The organism is Streptomyces sp. NPDC048514 (genome assembly GCF_043199955.1).
Taxonomy (GTDB): Bacteria; Actinomycetota; Actinomycetes; order Streptomycetales; family Streptomycetaceae; genus Streptomyces.
Genome location: NZ_JBICWT010000017.1, coordinates 1 through 22448, shown reverse-complemented (window position 1 = coordinate 22448; position 22448 = coordinate 1). Strand labels below are relative to the sequence as shown.

Annotated in this window: 17 protein-coding genes; 11 read left to right on the top strand and 6 right to left on the bottom strand. The window is 72.2% G+C overall.

Going from position 1 to position 22448, the window contains the following annotated elements; genetic code table 11:
* Positions 1-4 precede the first annotated feature (4 nt).
* Positions 5-2317, bottom strand: coding sequence for an FdhF/YdeP family oxidoreductase (locus ACGFT2_RS32030; protein ID WP_393285196.1), 2313 nt, complete (start codon positions 2315-2317; stop codon positions 5-7).
* A 291-nt stretch (positions 2318-2608) separates the two neighbouring features.
* Here ACGFT2_RS32030 and polA point away from each other — a divergent pair, with 291 nt between their 5' ends.
* Positions 2609-5335, top strand: a complete 2727-nt coding sequence (gene polA / locus ACGFT2_RS32025; protein ID WP_393285193.1) for a DNA polymerase I — start codon at positions 2609-2611, stop codon at positions 5333-5335.
* Positions 5336-6070: 735 nt separating this feature from the next.
* On the opposite strand, the gene ACGFT2_RS32020 is transcribed toward polA, so the two are convergent.
* The gene (locus ACGFT2_RS32020; protein WP_393285192.1) at positions 6071-6949 is read right to left on the bottom strand and encodes a DUF4184 family protein; all 879 of its coding nucleotides are present in this window, start codon (positions 6947-6949) and stop codon (positions 6071-6073) included.
* 319 nt (positions 6950-7268) lie between these two features.
* Here ACGFT2_RS32020 and ACGFT2_RS32015 point away from each other — a divergent pair, with 319 nt between their 5' ends.
* The 3 genes from ACGFT2_RS32015 (at position 7269) to ACGFT2_RS32005 (ending at position 10397) form a co-directional block, all read left to right on the top strand.
* Positions 7269-9023 carry a lytic transglycosylase domain-containing protein gene (locus ACGFT2_RS32015; protein WP_393285189.1) on the top strand — a complete coding sequence of 585 codons (1755 nt, stop codon included), beginning with the start codon at positions 7269-7271 and terminating at the stop codon, positions 9021-9023.
* 219 nt (positions 9024-9242) lie between these two features.
* Positions 9243-9377: an SPW_0924 family protein gene (locus ACGFT2_RS32010; protein ID WP_393285187.1), complete on the top strand. Its 135-nt coding sequence runs from the start codon at positions 9243-9245 to the stop codon at positions 9375-9377.
* Positions 9378-9404: 27 nt separating this feature from the next.
* Complete coding sequence (locus ACGFT2_RS32005; protein ID WP_393285184.1) at positions 9405-10397, top strand: DUF3068 domain-containing protein; 993 nt, start codon at positions 9405-9407, stop codon at positions 10395-10397.
* Here ACGFT2_RS32005 and ACGFT2_RS32000 read toward each other — a convergent pair.
* Entirely contained in the window at positions 10387-13125 is a 2739-nt protein-coding gene (locus tag ACGFT2_RS32000) for an ATP-dependent helicase C-terminal domain-containing protein (protein ID WP_393285182.1), read from the bottom strand. The genes ACGFT2_RS32005 and ACGFT2_RS32000 overlap by 11 nt on opposite strands.
* Before the next feature lie 318 nt (positions 13126-13443).
* Positions 13444-14367 carry a class I SAM-dependent methyltransferase gene (locus ACGFT2_RS31995; RefSeq protein ID WP_393285179.1) on the bottom strand — a complete coding sequence of 308 codons (924 nt, stop codon included), beginning with the start codon at positions 14365-14367 and terminating at the stop codon, positions 13444-13446.
* Positions 14368-14643: 276 nt separating this feature from the next.
* On the opposite strand from ACGFT2_RS31995, the gene rpsA reads away from it, so the two are divergent.
* The 4 genes from rpsA to ACGFT2_RS31975 all read left to right on the top strand — a co-directional run bounded on the left by rpsA (position 14644) and on the right by ACGFT2_RS31975 (position 19046).
* Complete coding sequence (rpsA, locus tag ACGFT2_RS31990) at positions 14644-16137, top strand: 30S ribosomal protein S1 (protein ID WP_393285177.1); 1494 nt, start codon at positions 14644-14646, stop codon at positions 16135-16137.
* Positions 16138-16932: 795 nt separating this feature from the next.
* Positions 16933-17871 (top strand): PAC2 family protein, encoded by a 939-nt coding sequence (locus ACGFT2_RS31985; RefSeq protein ID WP_393285174.1) that lies wholly within the window; start codon positions 16933-16935, stop codon positions 17869-17871.
* A 96-nt stretch (positions 17872-17967) separates the two neighbouring features.
* Positions 17968-18615 (top strand): dephospho-CoA kinase, encoded by a 648-nt coding sequence (coaE, locus tag ACGFT2_RS31980; RefSeq protein WP_393285173.1) that lies wholly within the window; start codon positions 17968-17970, stop codon positions 18613-18615.
* 50 nt (positions 18616-18665) lie between these two features.
* Positions 18666-19046: a tetratricopeptide repeat protein gene (locus ACGFT2_RS31975; protein WP_353600820.1), complete on the top strand. Its 381-nt coding sequence runs from the start codon at positions 18666-18668 to the stop codon at positions 19044-19046.
* 202 nt (positions 19047-19248) lie between these two features.
* On the opposite strand, the gene ACGFT2_RS31970 is transcribed toward ACGFT2_RS31975, so the two are convergent.
* Complete coding sequence (locus ACGFT2_RS31970; protein ID WP_393285170.1) at positions 19249-19545, bottom strand: DUF6343 family protein; 297 nt, start codon at positions 19543-19545, stop codon at positions 19249-19251.
* 280 nt (positions 19546-19825) lie between these two features.
* On the opposite strand from ACGFT2_RS31970, the gene ACGFT2_RS31965 reads away from it, so the two are divergent.
* Together ACGFT2_RS31965 and ACGFT2_RS31960 are read left to right on the top strand one after the other, a co-directional pair.
* Positions 19826-20737: an acyltransferase domain-containing protein gene (locus ACGFT2_RS31965; RefSeq protein ID WP_393285167.1), complete on the top strand. Its 912-nt coding sequence runs from the start codon at positions 19826-19828 to the stop codon at positions 20735-20737.
* Positions 20738-20811: 74 nt separating this feature from the next.
* Positions 20812-21492, top strand: a complete 681-nt coding sequence (locus ACGFT2_RS31960) for a class I SAM-dependent methyltransferase (protein ID WP_393285165.1) — start codon at positions 20812-20814, stop codon at positions 21490-21492.
* 168 nt (positions 21493-21660) lie between these two features.
* Here ACGFT2_RS31960 and ACGFT2_RS31955 read toward each other — a convergent pair whose 3' ends face one another.
* Positions 21661-21885, bottom strand: a complete 225-nt coding sequence (locus tag ACGFT2_RS31955; protein ID WP_393285633.1) for a hypothetical protein — start codon at positions 21883-21885, stop codon at positions 21661-21663.
* Here ACGFT2_RS31955 and ACGFT2_RS31950 point away from each other — a divergent pair.
* Positions 21776-22246, top strand: coding sequence for a DoxX family protein (locus ACGFT2_RS31950; RefSeq protein ID WP_393285616.1), 471 nt, complete (start codon positions 21776-21778; stop codon positions 22244-22246). The two genes, ACGFT2_RS31955 and ACGFT2_RS31950, sit on opposite strands and share 110 nt — an antisense overlap.
* The last annotated feature ends 202 nt before the right edge of the window (positions 22247-22448 follow it).

The window sequence follows — 22448 nt, the reverse complement described above, 5'->3', positions numbered from 1 at the left end:
CTGGTCACCGGGCGCCTTCCCGCGCGGGTTCCGGGGCGCCCTCCCCGGCGTGGGCCTCGAGGCGTACGACGACGGACTTGCTGGCCGGGGTGTTGCTGGTGTCGGCCGTGGCGTCCAGCGGGACGAGCACGTTCGTCTCGGGGTAGTAGGCCGCCGCGCAGCCCCGGGCCGTCGGATACAGCACGACCCGGAAACCGGGCGCCCGTCGCTCCACCCCGTCCTTCCACTCGCTCACCAGATCCACGTACGACCCCTCCGCGACCCCGAGTCCGCGCGCGTCGTCCGCATTCACCAGCACCACCCGGCGCCCGCCCGTGATGCCCCGGTAGCGGTCGTCGAGACCGTAGATCGTGGTGTTGTACTGGTCGTGCGAGCGCAGTGTCTGCAGCAGCAGCCGGCCCTCGGGCAGCGCGGGGTACTCCACCGGCGCCGCCGTGAAGTTCGCCTTGCCCGTGGCGGTCGGGAAGCGGCGCTCGTCGCGCGGGGCGTGCGGCAGCACGAAGCCGCCGGGCCGGGCCACGCGTGCGTTGAAGTCCTCGAATCCGGGGATCACGCGCGCGATGCGGTCACGGATCGTCGCGTAGTCCCTCTCGAACTCCTCCCACGGCACGACGCTGTTCTCGCCGAGCACCCGGAGCGCGAGGCCGCAGACGATGGCCGGCTCGGACCTGAGCCGCGGACCCGCGGGCGCGAGGCGCCCGCGGGAGGCGTGCACCATGCCCATGGAGTCCTCCACCGTCACGAACTGCTCACCGCCGCCCTGCAGATCACGCTCCGTCCGCCCCAGCGTGGGCAGGATCAGCGCCCGGGCGCCGGTGACGACGTGTGAGCGGTTCAGTTTGGTCGACACGTGCACGGTCAGCCGGGCGCGCCGCATCGCCGCCTCGGTCACCTCGGTGTCCGGGGAGGCCGAGACGAAGTTGCCGCCCATCGCGAAGAACACCTTCGCCTCGCCGTCGCGCAGCGCGCGGATGGCCCGTACGACGTCGAAGCCGTGCTCGCGCGGCGGCGCGAACCCGAACTCCTTCTCCAGCGCGTCCAGGAAGGCCGGCGCCGGCCGCTCGAAGATGCCCATCGTGCGGTCACCCTGCACGTTGGAGTGGCCCCGCACCGGGCACACGCCCGCGCCCGGACGGCCGATGTTGCCGCGCAGCAGCAGGAAGTTGACCACTTCGCGGATGGTCGACACCGCGTGCTTGTGCTGGGTGAGACCCATGGCCCAGCAGACGATGGTCCGCTTCGACGCGAGAACCATGCCGAGGGTCTTCTCGATCTCCGCGCGCGTGAGGCCGGTGGCCGAGAGCGTCTCGGCCCAGTCGGCGGCCCGGGCGGCCTCGGCGAACTCCTCGTACCCGTGGGTGTGTTCCCGCACGAACTCCTCGTCGACCGCGCCCTCCGTCTCCAGGATCAGCTTGTTCAGGAGGCGGAACAGCGCCTGGTCGCCGCCGATGCGGATCTGCAGGAACAGATCGGTGAGCGTGGCGCCCCGGAGCATGCCCTGAGCGGTCTGCGGGTTCTTGAAGCGCTCCAGGCCGGCCTCGGGCAGCGGGTTGACGCTGATCACCCGCGCGCCGTTCGCCTTGGCCTTCTCCAGCGCGGAGAGCATGCGCGGATGGTTCGTCCCCGGATTCTGCCCGGCGACGATGATCAGATCGGCCTGGTACAGGTCCTCCAGCAGGACGCTGCCCTTCCCGATGCCGATCGTCTCGGAGAGCGCCGAGCCCGACGACTCATGGCACATGTTGGAGCAGTCCGGCAGGTTGTTCGTGCCCAGCTCGCGAGCGAAGAGCTGGTACAGGAACGCCGCCTCGTTGCTGGTGCGGCCCGAGGTGTAGAACACGGCCTCGTCGGGGGAGCCGAGGGCGGCGATCTCCTCGGCGACGATGTCGAAGGCGCGCTCCCAGCCGACCGGCTCGTAGTGCTCTCCCCCTTCGGGGAGGTACATGGGGTGCGTGAGCCGCCCCTGCTGGCCCAGCCAGTAGCCGCTCCTGGTGGCCAGGTCGGCGACGGAGTGCGCGGCGAAGAACTCGGGTGTGACCCGGCGCAGCGTGGCCTCCTCGGCGACCGCCTTCGCGCCGTTCTCGCAGAACTCCGCCGCGTGCCGGTGGTCCGGCTCGGGCCAGGCGCAGCCCGGGCAGTCGAAGCCGTCCTTCTGGTTCACGCGCAGCAGGGTCAGCGCGGTGCGCTTCACGCCCATCTGTTGCTGGGCGATGCGCAGGGTGTGCCCGATGGCCGGCAACCCCGCGGCCGCGTGCTTCGGCTCCGTGACCTGCGGCGCGTCCTGAACCGGATCACCCTTGGGCGGCTTCGTCGCCATCAGCACGCTCCCCTTCGACTGCGTGTGAGATGTACCTCGACTGCGTGTGCGACGTACGCCGTCGATCCTCCCACGGACGACCGACAACGACGCCGTCACCCTGTCCACGGTCTCCGCACTCGCCCTCGTGCTCCATGGCGACGGCGACCGGTCACGACGGCGGTGATCGGCGGGCCGAACGGGCCGGGCCGTCCGCCGCCCCGGCCGCCGTGCCGGTGGTCACACCCGGTGGAGGCGCCCGGTGGAGGCGCCCGGCCCGGAGTGTCGGTGCGGCGTGGCAGGATCGGGGACGTGGCAGAGAAAGCATCGAAGAAGACCGACAAGACCCCCGGCGGCACCCGTCCGCGGCTGATGCTCATGGACGGGCACTCGCTGGCCTACCGCGCGTTCTTCGCGCTGCCCGCGGAGAACTTCACGACCGCGACCGGCCAGCCGACGAACGCGATCTACGGCTTCGCGTCGATGCTGGCCAACACCCTGCGTGACGAGGCGCCCACGCACTTCGCGGTGGCCTTCGACGTCTCGCGCAAGACCTGGCGCTCCGAGCAGTTCACGGAGTACAAGGCGAACCGCTCCAAGACGCCGGACGAGTTCAAGGGCCAGGTCGAGCTGATCGGCGAGCTGCTCGACGCGATGCACGCGCCGCGCTTCGCCGTGCCCGGCTTCGAGGCGGACGACGTGATCGCCACGCTCGCCACCCAGGCCGAGGCCGCGGGCTTCGAGGTGCTGATCGTCACCGGTGACCGCGACTCCTTCCAGCTGGTCTCCGAGCACACCACCGTGCTCTACCCGACGAAGGGCGTCTCGGAGCTGACCCGGTTCACCCCGGAGAAGGTTTTCGAGAAGTACGGCTTGACGCCCGCGCAGTACCCGGACTTCGCCGCCCTGCGCGGCGACCCGTCCGACAACCTCCCCGGCATCCCGGGCGTCGGCGAGAAGACCGCCGCGAAATGGATCAACCAGTTCGGCTCCTTCGCGGAGTTGGTCGAGCGGGTCGACGAGGTCAAGGGCAAGGCCGGGCAGAACCTCCGCGACCACCTGGAGTCGGTCAAGCTCAACCGCGTCCTCACCGAGCTGGAGCGCCAGGTCGAGCTGGAGCGGACGGTCACCGACCTGGAGCGGTCCCCGTACGACCGCAAGGCCGTCGCGATGATCCTGGACACCCTCGAGATCCGCAATCCGTCCCTGCGGGAGCGCCTGTTCGCGGTCGACCCCGGTGAAGAGGAGGCCGAGGCCACCCCGGTCGCCACGGACGGCGTGGCGATCGACGGCACGATCCTGCGCACCGGCGAGCTGTCCCCCTGGCTGGCCGGGCACGGCGACCAGAGCCTGGGCGTCGCCACCGTCGACACCTGGGCGCTGGGTGCCGGCTCGGTAGCCGAGGTCGCCCTCGCGGCGCCCGGGGGAGCGGCCGCCTGGTTCGACCCCGCCGAGCTGGACGAGGCCGACGAGAACGCGTTCAGGGCCTGGCTGGCCGACGCGGACCGCCCCAAGGTGTTCCACAACGCCAAGGGCGCCATGCGCGTCTTCGCCGAGCACGGCTGGAGCATCGAGGGCGTGCGCATGGACACCGCGCTCGCCGCCTACCTGGTCAAGCCGGGCCGCCGCTCCTTCGACCTGGACGCGCTGTCGCTGGAGTACCTGCACCGCGAGCTGGGCCCCGCCGCCGCGGCCGACGGCCAGCTGGCGTTCGGCGCGGACGAGGGCGCCGAGGCCGAGGCCCTGATGATCCAGGCCCGCACCGTCCTGGACCTCGGCGAGGTCTTCACGGCCCGCATCGAGGAGGTGGGCGCCGCGGATCTGCTGCGGGACGTGGAGCTGCCGACCTCCGCCCTGCTCGCCGGCATGGAGCGGCGGGGCATCGCGGCGGACCGCGCGCACCTCGAAGCGATGGAGCAGACGTTCGCCGGTGCCGTGCAGCAGGCCGTGAAAGAGGCCCACGCCGCAGCCGGCCACGAGTTCAACCTGGGATCGCCCAAGCAGCTCCAGGAGGTCCTCTTCGGCGAACTGGCCCTGCCCAAGACCAAGAAGACCAAGACCGGCTACACCACGGACGCCGACGCGCTGGCCTGGCTCGCCGCCCAGACCGACAACGAACTTCCGGTGATCATGCTCCGCCACCGTGAGCAGGCGAAGCTGCGCGTCACCGTCGAGGGCCTGATCAAGACCATCGCGGGCGACGGCCGGATCCACACCACCTTCAACCAGACGGTGGCCGCGACCGGCCGGCTCTCCTCCACGGACCCGAACCTGCAGAACATCCCGGTCCGCACCGACGAGGGCCGGGCGATCCGCCGCGGCTTCGTCGTCGGAGAGGGCTTCGAGTCCCTGATGACCGCCGACTACAGCCAGATCGAGCTGCGCGTGATGGCACACCTCTCGGAGGACGAGGGCCTGATCCGGGCGTTCACCTCCGGCGAGGACCTGCACACCACGGCCGCCTCCCAGGTCTTCGGCGTCGAGCCCGCCGCGGTGGACGCGGAGATGCGCCGCAAGATCAAGGCCATGTCGTACGGCCTGGCATACGGTCTGTCGGCGTTCGGCCTCTCCCAGCAGCTGAACATCGAGGCGGCGGAGGCACGCGCCCTGATGGACGCGTACTTCGAGCGCTTCGGCGGGGTCCGGGACTACCTGCGCCGGGCGGTCGACGAGGCCCGGGCGACGGGGTACACGGCGACGCTCTTCGGGCGCCGCCGCTATCTGCCCGACCTCAACAGCGACAACCGGCAGCGCCGGGAGGCGGCCGAGCGCATGGCCCTCAACGCGCCCATCCAGGGCACGGCGGCGGACATCGTCAAGATCGCCATGCTCAAGGTGGGCGACGCGCTGCGGGCGGCGGACCTCCAGTCCCGCATGCTCCTGCAGGTCCACGACGAAATCGTCCTGGAGATCGCGCCCGGTGAGCGGGCGGCCGCCGAGAAGATCGTCCGCCGGGAGATGGCGAACGCCGTCCAGCTCCGCGCCCCGCTGGACGTCTCGGTGGGCGTGGGCCCGGACTGGGAGTCCGCAGCGCACTAGGGGCCTGTCCGACGATTGCCGTCTGCCGCGCGACGCCGGCACGCACTCTCGCCGGCCCCGGACCCGAGTACGCCCGGTACGCGGGCCTGGAGCCGGCACGCCGAGAGCACGTACCCGATGCCGCGCGGCCGCTCTTCGGGCGACGACGCGCGTTGTCGGACAGCACTCCCGGCCCCGGGCTTCGGCACCCTTGCCGGAGCCCCGGGGGGCTCCGGCAAGGGTGCCGTGTGCACGACACTCGGCTTCCCGGCGCCGTGCCCCGCCACGGCACCTCCGCTCCCCGCCCTCATCAGCGCAAGCCACACCGCGCCGGCCATCAGGTCGGCCGAACCTCCGGAGGGGCCGTCACTCACGTGGCCCCCGCCAGAACGCCCCCCACCCCTCGAAGCCGCAAAACTGCGGGCATGGGTATACGCATGCTTCACCGCCGGACGCCCGAGGCAGCCCCTTGGGTCCGGGCGGACACCGCTTCCGCGCAGGCCCTGCCTGCCTCGCCGGTCCCGGCCCTCGCGGCCGACGCAAGCACCGCCCGCATCCCGGCCGACCTGGACACGACCGTCCGCAGGACCGCCCGCGGCCTCCGGCGCAGATTCGCCGGTCCGACCGCCCGCGCGGACCACGCCCCGGACTGGCGCGCATGGGCGGACCTGGTCCGCGGCTACCTCGCCCTCGTGCTCACCCTGACTTCGCGGGCGCGCCGCCCCCGGCACACCCTCACCGTCTTCGTCGCCTCGCTCACCGAGAGACCGCCCGCCCCCGGCTCGCCCCGGCCGGGCCGGCGGCGCTCACCGCAGCCACGGAGCCGTCCGGAACCGGGACCGGACGCCACACCCTGACGCAGACGGCGTACAGCAGCAGTCCCAGCGCCCCTCCGGTGCCCGCCCCGAAGCACAGGGTGGGCACCAGCTCCCACAGCCGTCCCGACGCGCCCTGCCGCCCCGACCACCGCGCGACCCGCTGCACGGCACCGGCCAGCACACAGCCGCCGATCACCAGCAGCGCCCACCACCGGTCCCGCACGGACAGCGCCGGCACCCCCACCGGCTCGCCGTCGGGTGTCCGCCGCAGCGCTCGCACCAGGAAGACCGCGAGCACCAGGGCGCCCGCCGCCGACGAGCCGTACTGCAGCCACGAGTACAGCGGCAGGCCCGCCGGACGGTCCCGCCCGATGGCCGGAACCAGTCGCGTCCCCCACCGGTCGTGATGGGTGAACGCGTCCCACACCACATGGGTCAGCGCACCCAGCACCGCGGAGACGTACCACCACGCCACCTCGGCGGCCCGCACGCGCGCGTGCGGGCCGCCGCAGCGCAGCAGAGCGGCCGGCCGGCCCTGCCGGGCGCGCGGCAGCAGTGCCACCGACGGCTCCCGCACGAGCAGCCACAGCCCCGTCAGGGCCCAGGCGATGAGCACGTCCACCGTGGCGACCCCGGCGAACGCGTGGGTGACGGCGCCGAATTCCATGGCACCGGGCAGAAAACTCGCCGCGTAGAAGGTCAGATCGGGCGCGAAGGAGCCGGCGACGAGGATCGCCGGCACCAGCCGGGCGCGACGGCTTCCGTCCGCCCGGACCGCCGGCAGCACGGCCGCCGCGTGGCTGAGAGTGAACGGCAACAGGGCCCCCTCGTCAGGTCGTCGGCCATGGCGCCGGAACCGGTGATCACGCCCGTCAAGTATGCGTGACCGCCCACCGGCGACCCGTGCGACAACGAAAGTCGGCCAACCGGTGAAAACCGGGCGTGCACCTGCCCGTGCAAAGCAAGTTGTCGTAGGGTCACCTCGGTCACCGTGCCGGGCGCACGGTCGAACACACTTCGCACTCAAGGAAAAAGCGGCACAGGGGCAACCGCAGTACCGGTTCAGCCGTCAGACCAGGGCGAGGCAGACGGACGGAGAGGGCGCCCCGGGGCGTCCAGCGGGAGGGGTTCACTCTATGGCGGCGCATTTCGGCAGGCGGCTGCGCAAGGGAGCGGCGACCACCGCCGTGGCCGCGGTGGCGGTCGCGGCACTCTCCGCGTCCCAGGCTCCGGGAGCGACCGGCGAGGACCAGGGCAGACACGAGGCGGCCGGCGCCTCCACGCCCGCACCCGACACGGCCACCGGTCAGGACGCCACCGGCAGCTCGCCGTACTACACGGACCTGCCGCCGCTGAACAGCCCCAACCCCGGCCCCACGTCGCCCATCGGCACCCCCGTCTCCCGGGGTGACACCGAGGCCGGTATCCCGGCGACGGTCCTCGACGCCTACAAGAAGGCCGAGACCGAACTGCGCGCCACCAAACCCGGCTGCAACCTGCCCTGGCAGCTGCTCGCAGCCATCGGCAAGGTCGAGTCGGGCCAGGCCCGCGGTGGCCGGGTCGACGCGAACGGCACCACGCTGGGCCGGATCCTCGGCCCGCAGCTCGACGGCAACGGCTTCGCCCTCATCCCGGACACCGACCACGGCGCGTACGACGGCAACAGCCAGTACGACCAGGCCGTCGGCCCCATGCAGTTCATCCCGTCCACCTGGGCATGGGCGGGCCGCGACGGCAACATCGACGGCAAGAAGGATCCGAACAACGTCTACGACGCCGCCCACGCCGCCGGCCACTATCTGTGCCGCAACGACTGGGACATGTCCACCGACCAGGGCCTGCACCGCGCGATCCTCAGCTACAACAACTCGCAGGACTATCTGGACCTGGTCCTGAACTGGCTGGAGTACTACCGCAAGGGTTCCCACTCGGTGCCCGACGGAACCGGCACCGTGCCGTCCCACCGCAGCGACCACGGCGACCAGGGCACCCGGCCCGGCCCGGCCCCCAAGCCCTCGGACCCGCCGCGGACCAGGCCCCACTCGAAGCCCCCGAAGCCGCAGCAGCCCGGCGGCGGAGACGAAAGCCCCAGCCCGACCCCGCCGAAGCCGCCGACCCCGCCGAAGCCGCCCGTCCCGCCGACGCCGCCGCCGACGAACACCGACATCGTGGACCACCTCGAGGACGCGGGTACCGCCAAGCTCACGACGATGGCCGGCGACGCCTTCACCCAGCGGATCAGCACCCGTGCCGAGACCAGAACCGGCAAGTCCGTCGGCAAGGTCAGGGTCAGGTTCACCATCACCGGGGACACCGACGCCACCTTCAGCGGCGGCGAGACGGTCGCCACGGTCGCCACGGACGGCAAGGGCGTCGCTCTCGCCCCGGTGCTCCGAGCGGGCGAGAAGATCGGCGACTTCAAGGTGACCGCGGCCGTCGTCGGGCGTTCGGTCAAGGGCGTCGACTACACGGCCGCCGTCACCGCGCGCGCCGCCGACACCCTGGCCCGCACCACCGACACCCCGTTGACCTGCGCCCCGGGCGCCGAGTTCGCCGAGCAGGTGGAGGTGAAGGCGACCTACAAGACCGCCGTGGCGGACAAGGTCGCGGCCACCGCCACCCTGATCAAGTCCGCGACCGACGCCACCGAGAACGACAAGGGCCCCTACTTCAAGGACGCCGACGGCAAGCCCGTACGCACGCTCACCGGCCTCCTGACCGACGGCAAGGGCCTGCTGAAGCTGCCGAAGCTGTACGCGGACGACACTTCCGGCACCTTCCTGCTCCGCATCACCACCACGGGCGGCGCGACGCTCACCGTGGAACTGACGGTGGCCGTCGCCGCCGAACCCTCGGACAGCCCGTCCCCGAGCCGCTCCGCCTCCTCCTGAGCCCACGCGTCACGACAGGGCGCCCTTCCCGCTCCGGCGGTGAGGGCGCCCTCGTTCGTGCGTGCACCCCTGTTCTCATCTCACCCGGCCGTTGCTACGGTGCCGGACCTGACGAGCCATCAGGAACCTTGGCCCGTCCGAGGTCCGGCGGCCCGCGAGGAACCCTGGCGAGCCGCCGGCATCCACTCAGGACACCGACCGCCCGCCGGGAGGCCCCGCATGCGCGCCCTGATCGCCGCCGCGACCGGTCTCGCCCTCGCGCTCGTCCTGGTCCTCACGATCAGCGCGACGGGCTCACCGTCGGGCCGGACGTCCCCCAAGCCGCTGCTGACGACGGTGCCCTCGCACCCGTAGCCGCACCCGCCCGGGAAGGAGGCCGCGATGCGCCGCAAGGCAAGCCTGACCCTGCTCGCCTGTGCCGTGTTCTGCGCGGCGCTGGCCCCACTGCTGCGCTGGTACGCCTTTCCCCGCCTGGCCCGCATCCCCGCGAACCAGTACCAGGACATGGTCCTGGAGGCCAGGGGGGCGACCCTCCTCGACTACGGCACCATGCGGGCGAAAAAGGTCTCCCGGGTCACCATCGTGCAGACCCTCAAGGGCAACGTGGAGGCCGCGCGGAGCATCGAGCGGACGGCGGGGCGGCCGGTCGTCGTCTGGGACAGCCTGTCGTACGTGCAGGGCCCCGACGGCAAGATGGTCTCCCGCGTCCCGGAGCGCTACATCTTCGACGCCCACAGCCAGGCCCCCGTCCACGCGACCGGTGAGTCGGTCGACGGCGACCCGGTCCGGCGCGACGGCATCGAGTTCAAGTGGCCCTTCCTGACCCAGAGAAGGGACTACGAGTACTTCGACGCCCAGACCCGCACCACCAGCCCCATCCACTACCAGGGCACCCGGAACTTCCGCGGCCTGGAGGTCTACTACTTCGAACAGACCGTCCCGTGGACCAAGGTCCCGATGCCGAAGACCATGCCGGTCCAGGGCATCACGCCGGAGTCGGTCGCCAGGACGGGCACCACCCGCTGGTACACCACCGTCCGCAGGTTCTGGGTCGAACCCGTCACCGGCGCCCCCGTCTACGGTGAGGAGATCCACCGGGAGGAACTGCGCGGCGGCACCCTGCTCGGCGGCCGCGCCAAGGTCACCGCCTTCTCCGGGCACGTGAAGATGCGCGAGGACTACATCGAGCACACGGTCGCCCTCGTCAGGCACAACCGCACCCTGGTCCTGGCACTCACCTCGTACGCGCCGTGGGGCTCCCTGGCCGTCGGCCTGCTGCTCCTCGGGCTCTCCCTCGCGCTGGAGGCCCGCGCCCGCCGCCCGCGGGACCCCACGCCCGCGCAGCCGCAGGAGCCCGAGCCGGTCAGCGCCTGAGCCGCGCGTTGGTGTGCCGCGTCGGCTCGGCGGTCGACGGGTCCTCCGGCCAGGGATGCTTCGGGTAACGCCCGCGCAGCTCCGCCCGTACGCCCTTGTAGCCGCCCGTCCAGAAGGAGGCCAGGTCGGCCGTCACGGCGGCGGGCCGCCCGGCGGGGGAGAGCAGATGCACGAGCAGCGGTACCCCCGCCACGGCCGGCGTCTCCCGCAGTCCGAACATCTCCTGCAGCTTGACCGCGAGGACCGGCCGTTCGGGATCTCCGTAGTCGATCCGGATCCTGGACCCACTCGGTACGGCGATCCGCTCCGGCGCCAGCTCGTCCAGCCGCGCCGCGTCCCCGCTCGCCCAGGGCAGCAGCCGCGCGAGCGCCTGCCCGGCGTCGATCCGGGCGAGGTCGGCCCGTCGCCGGGCCCTGCTCAGCTCCGGCTCCAGCCACTCCGCCACGCGCGCGTGCAGCGCGTCGTCCGACACGTCGGGCCACGGCTCTGCGAGGTGCGCGTGCAGGAACGCCAGCCGCTGCCGCAGCGTCTCCGCGTCCGGCGACCAGCGCAGCAGCCCGAACCCTTCCTGCCGCAACCCCTGGAGCAGGGCGGCGCGCACGAGGGCCGGGTCGGCGCGTTCGAGAGGCTGCACGGCCAGTTCGACGGCTCCCAGCCGTTCCACACGCCGGGCCACCACCTCCCCGTCCGCCCAGTGCACCTCGTCCGCCTCCGCCAGCAGCGCCCCGGCCGCGGCCCGCGCCACGTCCTCACGCACGACGGCCCCGAGCCGCACGCGCGCGTGCCCCTTTCCAGTGGGCCGGTCGGCCACGGCGACGACGATCCAGGGCGCCCCGCGCAGCGCCGACCCGTCCGCCACCTCGGCCCGGGTGCCGGACGCCATGAGATACGAGCCGCCGTCGAACCTGGCGACCCGCTCCGGAAAGGCGAGAGCCGCGACGACCCCGGTGAGCTCGTCGTCCCCACACGCTCGGGTCCCGGCGCTCTCGTCGGGCCGGGGGCGCGCTGGGGTTCCGGCGGTCTCTTCGGGCTGAGGGCGCGCTGGGGTTCCGGCGGTCTCTTCGGGCTGAGGGCGCGCTGGGGTTCCGGCGGTCTCTTCGGGCCGGGGGCGCGCTGGGCTTCCGGCGGTCTCTTCGGGCCGGGGGCGCGCTGGGGTTCCGGCGGTCTCTTCGGGCCGGGGGCGCGGTCCGGTTCCGGTGGTTTCCTCCGGACGGGAGCGCTGGGCTGCCGGCCGGGACGGCCCCGACGCCACGGCCCGCAGCCGCCGCACCTCCGCGGCCCAGCGCGCCGCGTAGCCGTCACCACCACGCCGCGCGCGCCGCAGGGCACCGGCCAGATCGTCGCCGTACTCCCGCGGCACCTCTTCGGAGAGCAGAGCGACCACCGCGGCACCGTCGCCGGCCGTGTCCAGCAGAGCTCGCCCCAGCCGCGGGTGCACCCCCAGCCGGGCCAGTCGTGCTCCGACCTCCGTGGCCCGCCCGGCGGAGTCCACCGCCCCCACGGCCGACAGCACGTCCCGCGCCGCCGCCATCGCCCCGCCCGGCGGCGGATCGAGCAACGCGAGGCCCGAGGCGTCCGGATCGCCCCAGCAGGCGGCCTGAAGGGCGAACGCGGTCAGGTCGGCCACCTTGATCTCCGGCGCCGGGAACGCCGGCAGACGGACGTCCTCGGCCTCGGTCCAGCACCGGTACACCACCCCGGGCGCCTCACGCCCGGCGCGCCCCGCCCGCTGCCGCCCGGCCGCCCGTGACGCCCGCACCGTCGTGAGGCCGCTCAGCCCCCGCGCGTGATCCACCCGGGGCTCCCGCGCGAGTCCCGAGTCCACCACCACCCGGACCCCGGGTACGGTCAGCGACGACTCCGCCACGGACGTGGCCAGCACCACCCGGCGCCGTGCCCCCGGCGCCAGCACCGCGTCCTGCACGGCCGCCGGCGCCCGTCCGTGCACCTGGAGCACGTCGACGCCACCGAGATCCCCGAGCTGACCGGCCACACGCGCGATCTCCCCCACACCGGGCAGGAAACACAGCACGTCCCCCGCCCGCTCGGACAGCGCCCGCCGCACCACCGACGCCACATGCGCGAGCAGCGCGGGATCGACGCGCATCCCGTGCGGCGGCCGTACCGGGCGGGCCGGAGCGGCCCACAGCACCTCCACGGGATGCGCGACGCCTGCGGCCTCCACCACGGGCGCCCCGCCCAGCAGCCGCGCCCACCCCTGCGCGTCGGTGGTCGCCGACGCGGCCACCAGCCGCAGCTCCGGCCGCAGTGCCTGCCGTACGTCCCACAGGAACGCGGCCACCGTGTCGGCGTCCAGATGCCGCTCGTGGCATTCGTCGAGGACGACGGCATCGACGCCCGCCAGCTCCTGGTCGCGCTGCAGCCGCTGCAGCAGCACTCCGGTCGTCACGACCTCCACGCGCGTGTGGCGGCCCACCGCGCGCTCGCCGCGCACCGTGAAGCCCACGCTCTCGCCGGGCCCCTCGCCGAGCAGCCAGGCCATCCGCCGGGCCGCGGCCCGCGCCGCGATCCGCCGCGGCTCGGCCACCACGACCCGGCGCGCGGGGCCGTCACCGACGAGCCCCGCCAGTACCAGCGGCACCAGCGTCGTCTTGCCGGTGCCGGGCGGGGCCACGAGCACCGCCGTGCCGTCCGTCTCCAGGGCGTCGGTCAGGTCGGGCAGGGCGGAGCGCACGGGCAGCGCGTCCAGGGCGTCGTAACGGATCACGCCCCCAGTGTCGTACGACGCCGGGAACGATCCCGCGCGCGTACGCCCTTCCCCGCACCCGGCGAGGGCCCACGCGCGCGTGCGCATATCCACGCGCAACCGCGTGCGCGCGCACGCGGTTGCGTCGGTCGCACGTGCTGGCCGGTCACGCGCTCTCGTCCGCGCTCTCGTCCGCGCTCTTGCCCGCGCGCAGGCCCGCGCGGGCCTGCGCGCGGGCAAGAGAAGGCGGCGAGAGACAGCAGGTGTCAGCCCCGCCCGCTCGCGCACGTACGTGAGAAAAGGCGAGACGTGAAGAGAGGCGAGACGTGAGAAGAGGCGTCAGTCCCGTTCACACACGAAGATCGCCGTCCCCGGGATCAGGTTCCCGCGCAGCGGCGACCAGCCGCCCCACTCGGAGCTGTTCCAGGACGGCCACTCCGGCTCCACCAGGTCCACCAGACGGAAATCCGAGGCCACGACGTCCCGCACCCGGTCGCCGAGGGTCCTGTGGTGTTCCACGTAGACCGCGCGGCCCTCCGCGTCCTGCTCGACGTAGGGCGTGCGGTCGAAGTAGGACGAGGACACCGACAGGCCCTCCGGACCCGGCTCGTCCGGGAACGCCCAGCGGATCGGATGCGTCACCGAGAAGACGAACCGGCCACCCGGCCGCAGCACCCGCCGCACCTCGCGCAGTACCAGCCGCGGGTCGGCCACGAACGGCAGCGCCCCGTACGCGGAGCACGCGAGGTCGAAGGAGCCGTCCGCGAAGGGCAGCGCGCCGGCGTCGGCACAGACAAGGGGAAACGATCCGCCGATCCGCAGCGAGTGCTGCAACTGGCGGTGCGAGAGGTCCAGGGCCACCGGGCGGGCCCCCTGACCGGCCAGCCACCGCGAGCACTGCGCCGCACCGGCGCCGATCTCCAGGACGTCCTTGCCCTTCAGCTCCTCCGGGGGACCCAGCAGCTCGGCCTCCACCTCGTCCAGGCCCTCCGGGCCCCACACGAAACGGTCGTCCCCGAGGAACGTGCCGTGATCGATCTGGTACTCGTCCGCGTTGCGGTCCCACCAGCCCCGGTTCGCGCGGGAACTCTCCGCGATCCCCGCGTCACGCCGGGTCGCCTCCGCGTCGAGGTCTTCGGGACCGCCGGGCTCGTACGTCTCCGACTCTTGGATGATCGGCTCCCTCGTCGTACTCTTCCGTCCAAGCCGCCGGGGGTGGCCGCGGAAGCGTCGCCACAGGCCCTGCGCGGCCTCCTGGGACATTTCTTTGTCCGCGATTGCGGGGATCCGCCCCGGGTGTGCGCCTTCGCGCATTGACCCTTCCCGGCTGCCCCCGTATGCTACAAGTTGCGCTGCGGGCCTGCGCACCTCAGACGTAGTAGGCTGCGCTCGCATCTGTTGTATGTCCCCTCGGTTTTCGAGGCGTCACCAGTGTTTTCGGGGTGGCGCTTCCTTGGCTGTCCGGCTTCTTCAGAGCGATACGGGCTCCCGGCGTAGCAGTACCTACGACTCAATGTCCGTACCGGAGCCCTTTCCCACATGACGAGCAGCACCGAGACCACCGCCACCACCCCGCAGGTAGCGGTCAACGACATCGGTAACGAGGAAGCCTTCCTCGCCGCGATCGACGAGACGATCAAGTACTTCAACGACGGCGACATCGTCGACGGCGTCATCGTGAAGGTCGACCGGGACGAGGTCCTGCTCGACATCGGTTACAAGACCGAAGGCGTTATCCCGAGCCGCGAGCTCTCGATCAAGCACGACGTCGACCCCAACGAGGTCGTCGCCGTCGGTGACGAGATCGAAGCCCTTGTTCTCCAGAAGGAGGACAAGGAAGGCCGCCTGATCCTCTCGAAGAAGCGCGCCCAGTACGAGCGTGCCTGGGGCACCATCGAGAAGATCAAGGAAGAGGACGGGATCGTCACCGGTACCGTCATCGAGGTCGTCAAGGGTGGTCTCATCCTCGACATCGGCCTCCGCGGCTTCCTCCCGGCCTCCCTGGTCGAGATGCGCCGTGTTCGCGACCTCCAGCCCTACGTGGGCAAGGAGCTCGAGGCCAAGATCATCGAGCTGGACAAGAACCGCAACAACGTGGTCCTGTCCCGCCGTGCCTGGCTGGAGCAGACCCAGTCCGAGGTCCGCCAGACGTTCCTCACGACCCTCCAGAAGGGTCAGGTCCGTTCCGGCGTCGTCTCCTCGATCGTCAACTTCGGTGCCTTCGTGGACCTGGGTGGCGTCGACGGCCTGGTCCACGTCTCCGAGCTGTCCTGGAAGCACATCGACCACCCGTCCGAGGTTGTCGAGGTCGGCCAGGAGGTCACCGTCGAGGTTCTCGACGTCGACATGGACCGCGAGCGTGTCTCCCTGTCGCTGAAGGCGACCCAGGAAGACCCGTGGCAGCAGTTCGCCCGCACCCACCAGATCGGCCAGGTCGTGCCCGGCAAGGTCACGAAGCTGGTTCCGTTCGGTGCGTTCGTCCGCGTGGACGAGGGCATCGAGGGTCTGGTCCACATCTCCGAGCTGGCCGAGCGCCACGTGGAGATCCCGGAGCAGGTCGTCCAGGTCAACGACGAGATCTTCGTCAAGGTCATCGACATCGACCTCGAGCGCCGTCGCATCAGCCTCTCGCTGAAGCAGGCCAACGAGTCCTTCGGTACCGACCCGGCCTCGGTCGAGTTCGACCCGACCCTGTACGGCATGGCCGCGTCCTACGACGACCAGGGCAACTACATCTACCCCGAGGGCTTCGACCCCGAGACCAACGACTGGCTCGAGGGCTACGAGACCCAGCGGGAGGCGTGGGAGCACCAGTACGCCGAGGCGCAGACCCGCTTCGAGCAGCACCAGCAGCAGGTCATCAAGTCCCGCGAGGCCGACGCCGCCGCTGCCGCCGAGGGTGGCGAGGCTGCCGCTCCGGCCGCGTCGGGTGGCGGTTCGTACTCCTCCGAGGGTGCGGACACCTCCGGTGCCCTGGCCTCGGACGAGGCGCTCGCCGCGCTTCGCGAGAAGCTGGCCGGTGGCCAGAGCTGAACGCTGCCGCTGAGGCTTAGCCGGTAGTCGGAGGGGCCGCACCCTGCAGGGTGCGGCCCCTCTTGCATGCCCCGGCCCTGCTCACGCGGGGCCCTGGTCGCCGTCGTCGGGCGCGCCGCCGCGGATGGGGGCGCGTGCTCGCGCGGTGGCTGACCGTCGCCGGGCGGACTCGCGCGCGGGGGCCCTGGTCGCCGTCGTCGGGTGCGGCTCGTCGTGGCCTGCGGCGCAGTTCCCGTGCCGCGCGCCTGTCAGGGGGCACGGTGATGTTGGTCAGGCTCTTGCCCCCTGGTCAGTGTGTTGGAGCTGGAGACCGTCGTGCCGGAGCCGGTGCCGTAGCTGGTGACGACGATCGCCAGACGGGTCGAGCCGGCGGCGCCCGTCAAAGTCGACTTGTCGGCCCACGTGCACGCCCTCGCCCATGCCCCTGCCGTCGTGCCCGGTGTCGCAGAACCGCGAGTTCCTGAGCGCGCCGCCCGTGCTCGATCGCAGTGCCCACCCTCCATGTCCAGCCCGTGCACCGTGACCCCGTCCGCGACACACCCTTTGGCCGTGTCGACCACGATGTCTTTCCGGCCGCTGGTCACGGTCGGCCCACTGACCGTGCGGGCGAAGTCCCGTGCGAGATCTCGTTCATGAATAGTGGACGTGTATGTGAACGCCTTCTCCGTGCACGTGCGAACCGGTTGACGGGCCGTCAAGAGGTGCGACAGGAGATGCCTGATCAGCGATCCGGGACGGGAATGCCCACACCCCAGGGCGCGTTGTCCATGTCGGATACGAGGAGGAGCGGTCACAGTGCTTGATCCGCAGGGTTTGTACGCATGGGAGCCGAAGGGCCTCGCCGTTGTCGACATGGCGCTCGCCCAGGAGTCGGCCGGCCTTGTCATGCTCTACCACTTCGACGGATACATCGACGCGGGTGAGACCGGCGACCAGATCGTCGAGCGCCTGCTCGACTCACTGCCCCACCAGGTCGTGGCCCGTTTCGACCACGACCGGCTCGTCGACTACCGGGCCCGCCGGCCCCTGCTGACCTTCAAGCGGGACCGCTGGGACGACTACGAGGTGCCGGCCATCGAGGTGCGCCTCGTCCAGGACGCCACGGGCGCCCCCTTCCTGCTGCTGTCCGGTCCCGAGCCGGACGTCGAATGGGAGCGGTTCGCGGGTGCCGTCCGCCAGATCGTGGAGCGGCTGGGGGTCCGTCTCTCCGTGAACTTCCACGGCATCCCCATGGGCGTGCCGCACTCCCGCCCCGTGGGCCTGACCCCGCACGGCAACCGCACCGACCTCGTCCCCGGCCACCGCAGCCCCTTCGAGGAGGCCCAGGTGCCCGGCAGTGCCGAGTCGTTGGTCGAGTACCGCCTGATGGAGGCCGGGCACGACGTCCTGGGCGTCGCCGCGCACGTCCCGCACTACATCGCCCGTTCTCCGTACCCGGACGCAGCGCTGACCGTGCTGGAAGCCATCACGGCGGCCACCGGCCTCGTCCTCCCCGGTGTCGCGCACGCCCTGCGCGCCGACGCGCACCGCACGCAGACGGAGATCGACCGGCAGATCCAGGAGGGCGACGAGGAACTGACCGCTCTCATCCAGGGCCTCGAGCACCAGTACGACGCGGCGGCGGGAGCCGAGAGCCGGGGCAACATGCTCGCCGAGCCGGTGGAGATCCCCTCGGCCGACGAGATCGGCCAGGAGTTCGAACGCTTCCTCGCCGAGCGCGAAGGCGACAGCTAGGGGCCGGGCGCCGTAGGGAGACGGTCATGGGGGCTGCGGGGGTGGTGGCTGCGGGGGGTGGTGGCTCCGCCGATGGCAGGGCCTAAGCTTCCGCTCATGCTGAAAGTGGGCCTGACCGGCGGTATCGGTGCCGGCAAGAGCGAGGTGTCACGGCTGCTCGTGGAGCACGGGGCCGTGCTGATCGACGCGGACCGCATCGCGCGCGAGGTCGTGGCGCCCGGTACCCCCGGCCTCGCGGCCGTGGCCGAGGCCTTCGGCGAGGAGATCCTCGCCGCCGACGGCAGCCTGGACCGGCCGCGTCTCGGCGCGGTCGTCTTCGCCGACCCCGACCGGCTGGCCGTGCTCAACTCGATCGTCCACCCCCTGGTGGGTGGCCGCTCCCGCGAGCTGGAGGCCGCCGCGGCCGACGACGCCGTGGTGATCCACGACGTCCCCCTCCTCACCGAGAACGGCCTCGCACCGCTCTACGACCTCGTGGTCGTCGTGGACGCCAGCCCCGCCACCCAGCTCGACCGGCTGATCCGGCTGCGCGGCATGTCCGAGGAGGACGCACGCGCGCGTATGGCCGCGCAGGCGACCCGCGAGCAGCGCCGGGAGATCGCGGACCTCGTGATCGACAACGACGTACCGCTGGACGCCCTGCGACAGCGCGTCGCCGAGGTGTGGGAAGAGCTGGTGCGGCGGGAACGTGGCGGCGAGAAGGCTGCCGGCGGCGGCGGTCCCGAGGCCGGCGGCGTGGAATAACGGGCGCGCCCGCGGGCGTTGAAAGGGCGTAGCGAGGGAAGGACTTTGCCGTGCCCGAGATCAGCGGTTCCGCCGGACGTACTCCGGAGACGCATGTCATCGACTTCCGTGCCGCCGAACACCTGCTCAACGCACGGGACCCGCGGGGCGCGGTGAAGCTGCTCGACGGAGTCATCGCCGCGTACCCCGAGAACACGGCCGCTCGTCTGCTCCGCGCGCGAGCCTTCTTCGCCGCGGCGCAACTGCGTCCCGCCGAGCTGGAGTTCACCATCGTGCTGGAGCGCGAGCCGGACAACGCGTTCGCGCACTTCGCGCTCGCCCGCACCTATGAGCGCCAGGGCCGTCCCGATCAGGCCAAGCGCCACTTCCGGCTGGCCGCCGCGCTCGACCCGAACCCGGAGTACCTGAAGGCGGCCCACTTCGACGACTGAGCGGCCCCGCGTGCCGTTCCGGCGAGCGCCCGGAGCGCCCACGTGCCGTTCCGGCAAGCGCGCTGAGCGCCCACGTGCGTTCCGGCGAGCGCCCTGGCGGTGCTTCGGCCGCATCGCGGCGCGTGCGCCGGATCCACGAGCCGTGGCGTGCGGATCCACGAGCCGTGGCGTGCGGATCCACGAGCCGTGGCGTGCGGCCCGGTCACGGATGCCGGTGCCTCGGCGGCCTCGGGACGGTAGGCCCGTTCTCCGGTGGCCGGTACGGCGGTACGTCGTGACCCGGCTGGTAGTGCGGACCCTGCCGGATGTGCCTGAGGATCATGGCCATGTCCACGGTGACGACCAGCCACAGTACTCCGCAGGCCGCCGCCCACCCGGGGCGCCCGGCGAGCGCGAACGCCGCCGTGCCGAAGACCGCCCAGGCCAGCCCCCACACGCTCAGCCAGAACCGCGCTCGCAGTGCACTGCGCGCGGTCGCCGGTTCACTACCCGTACGCATCGGATCACTTCTCCTCCTTGCAACGTACTCTTCGACGACAAGGCGCATCAACGCTCGCCGGGGCCGGGCCGATGGCGCCGAGCGCCGGGCCGGAACGCGGGGCCGCACGATGGCGCCGCGCGATGGCGCCGAACGCCGGGGCCGGACGGCCAGGCTTGTCGGGGCTCGGGGCTCGGGGCTCGGGGCTCGGGGCTCGGGGCTCGGTGCTGGGTGCCCGGCGCCCGGGCGCCGACGGGTGCGGGTGCCGTGGACCACGCCGTAAGTCGAAGGGGGAACCGTCGTGCTGCCGGATGCGGACGACCTGCCCGACCTGCTCCTTGACCTGACCGTGCCGCACGAGGACATCAACGACCTGATCGCACTGCGCCCCAGGGTGGCCGGCGATCCGGACACGCTGAGGCTTCTGGAAGCCTGCGTCGAGGAACTGTTCCAGGACCTCGGAGACCTGGGGCGCACCCCCGCCCTGGGCGAGCTGTTCGCCTCGGCGCCGGCCGAACTCACCGACACCTTTCCCCTGTACGTCTTCCTCGCCGCGCACCCGTACACCCTCGCCCACCACCGGGAACGCGGGATCCCGGCCGACGTCTCCCGGCGCACCCTGGCCGACCTGGGCCGTCATATCGCGGTGCACCGCCGGCGGCACGGCAGGACCGGGGTCCAGTCCCGGCGCTGGCTGGTCCGGCACTTCCGCGGCGAGCTGTACCAACTCGGGCGGCTGCAGTTCGAGCGGTCCCGGATCGGACAGCGCACGGCGCCTGTACTCGCCGCCGCCGGACTGGATTCGGCGCCGGGCGATCCCTGCCTGAACCTCCACATCCCCGATTTCCACGGCCGGCTGACCCCGTCCGCCTGCGACCGCGCCCTGGCGCTGGCCCGCGAATTCTTCGCACTGCACTTTCCCGAGGAGCACCCGCAGGCGGTGCTGTGCCATTCCTGGCTGCTCGACCCGCAGTTGAGGCCATACCTGCCCGCGGACTCCAACATCGTCCGCTTCCAGGACAGGTTCCGGGTCGCCCGCGAGGACACCGAACCGGTCGACACCGAGCCCGTCCAGTTCGTCTTCGGCAAGCCGGACCTGCCGGTGGCCGAGCTGCCCCGCCGCACGTCGGTGGAGCGCGCGGTGGGGGACCATCTGCGGTCGGGCGGCCACTGGTACATCGGACACGGATGGTTCCCGTTCCGGACCGGATAACTCGAACGGGTGAACCATGGTCGAACGGGAACGGGGTTGCGGCGCAGGGCCGTTGATCGGGCATGACGGTCGAAATGCGTGAGGGATACGAGGGCACGGGCCCCGGGGCGATCACCCCGGACGGCTGTGCGGTCGAGTTGTACGAGCGGCTGCCGGTGGGCGAGGAGCCGGACATCATCGCCGGGGCGGTACCGGCCGGGGCGCACATCCTGGAGCTGGGCAGCGGAGTGGGCCGGGTGACGCGTCCCCTGGTGGAGCGCGGCTTCACGGTCACAGCGGTGGACGAGTCCGCCGACATGCTGTCCCGGGTCCGTGGGGCGCGCACGATATGCAGCCCGATCGAGGACCTGGACCTCGGTGAGAGGTTCGACGTGGTGATGCTCGCGTCGTTCCTCGTGCACAACGGTGACGAGGAGGTGCGCAGGGGCATGCTGCGTGCCTGCGCCGAGCATGTCGTGGAGGGCGGCTGCGTGCTCCTCCAGCGGGAGGGCGAGGACTACCACACGAACGTCCCCCGAGAGCGGGTCGATCCCAGCGGTCTCACCGTGCGGATCGTGTCGGTGGAGCCTGTCGGAGAGGGGGTGCACTCGGTCCTGGCGGAGTACGTGTTCCCGGACGCGGTCTGGACACAGAGATTCCTGTCCCGGCCGCTGACGAAGGAGCAGTTCGAATCGGCCCTGGCGGAGGCGGGACTGGAGGTGGACGCTTATCTCACGCCGGACGGGACATGGGTGAGAGCGGTACCGAAGACGTAGGCGACCGCGGCGCCTGTCGTGGGGCGAGAGGGGCGCGAGGGGCGAGAGGTGCGAGAGGAGCCGTGCGAAGGGACGGGTCCAGTAAACCGCCTTCGTACCGGGTCCGCGGCGAGCGATGAGTTGTCGGGACACCGCCGGTCTACCTCGGTGAAAGCAATCCGCACCGCTTCACCGGGAGACCTCCATGTCCAGAACCACCGCTCCGGCCGGCTCTTCGACGCCGACGCCGACGCCGACGCCGACGCCGACGTCGTCCGAGGCGACCACCGGGTCTATGCCGTCGGTGGGCCGTGACCGCTCGGCCACTGCCTCCGCCGTGTCGACGTCTACCGTCTTGACGTCCGCTGTCTCGGCGTCCGGCCACGTCCGGTGGGCCCGGTGGGCGCGGATCACCCTGCGTTCCGTGCAGGTGCTGCTGGCCCTCTTCTACGGCGTCGCCAGCGCGCTGCCCAAGCTCATCGCCCACCCGTCGGCGGTCGAGTCCTTCGACAAGATGGGCTGGGGCAGCGGAGCGATGTTCACGATAGGCGCGCTCGAACTCGCCGGTGGCGCGGCGCTGCTGATCCCCGTCCTGCAGTCCGTCGCCGCGATGGCTCTCGGCGCGCTCATGGTGGGCGCGTTCATCGTCCAGCTCACCGTGTTCGACGGCCAGAACGCGGCCACCCCGCTCATCCTGATCGTGCCGCTCACCCTGATCGCCTGGGCCCGCCGCGGCTCCAACGGGGAGTTGATGCGCCTGGTGCGGCAGCGGTGACTCCGCTCGGACGGTCACGTGTGCCGTGGGGGGGGGGGGGGGGGGGGGGGGCCCCGCGCGGGGGGGGGGGGGGGGGGGGGGGGGGGTTTTGTGGGGGGGGGGGGGGGGGGTCGCCGGGCTGGGGGGGGTGGCGGGGGTGGGCGGGGGTGCGGGGGTTGAGCGTCAGCGTGATGCCCTCGGGCTTCAGGGTGAGGGTCTCCTT

Bases quoted from the DNA above. Each gene is read 5' to 3' on its own strand.
- ACGFT2_RS32030 (WP_393285196.1), bottom strand. From the start codon at position 2,317: ATGGCGACGAAGCCGCCCAAGGGTGATCCGGTTCAGGACGCGCCGCAG.
- ACGFT2_RS32015 (WP_393285189.1), top strand. From the start codon at position 7,269: ATGGCGGCGCATTTCGGCAGGCGGCTGCGCAAGGGAGCGGCGACCACC.
- ACGFT2_RS32010 (WP_393285187.1), top strand. From the start codon at position 9,243: ATGCGCGCCCTGATCGCCGCCGCGACCGGTCTCGCCCTCGCGCTCGTC.
- ACGFT2_RS32005 (WP_393285184.1), top strand. From the start codon at position 9,405: ATGCGCCGCAAGGCAAGCCTGACCCTGCTCGCCTGTGCCGTGTTCTGC.
- ACGFT2_RS31995 (WP_393285179.1), bottom strand. From the start codon at position 14,367: ATGTCCCAGGAGGCCGCGCAGGGCCTGTGGCGACGCTTCCGCGGCCAC.
- rpsA (WP_393285177.1), top strand. From the start codon at position 14,644: ATGACGAGCAGCACCGAGACCACCGCCACCACCCCGCAGGTAGCGGTC.
- coaE (WP_393285173.1), top strand. From the start codon at position 17,968: ATGCTGAAAGTGGGCCTGACCGGCGGTATCGGTGCCGGCAAGAGCGAG.
- ACGFT2_RS31970 (WP_393285170.1), bottom strand. From the start codon at position 19,545: ATGCGTACGGGTAGTGAACCGGCGACCGCGCGCAGTGCACTGCGAGCG.
- ACGFT2_RS31960 (WP_393285165.1), top strand. From the start codon at position 20,812: ATGCGTGAGGGATACGAGGGCACGGGCCCCGGGGCGATCACCCCGGAC.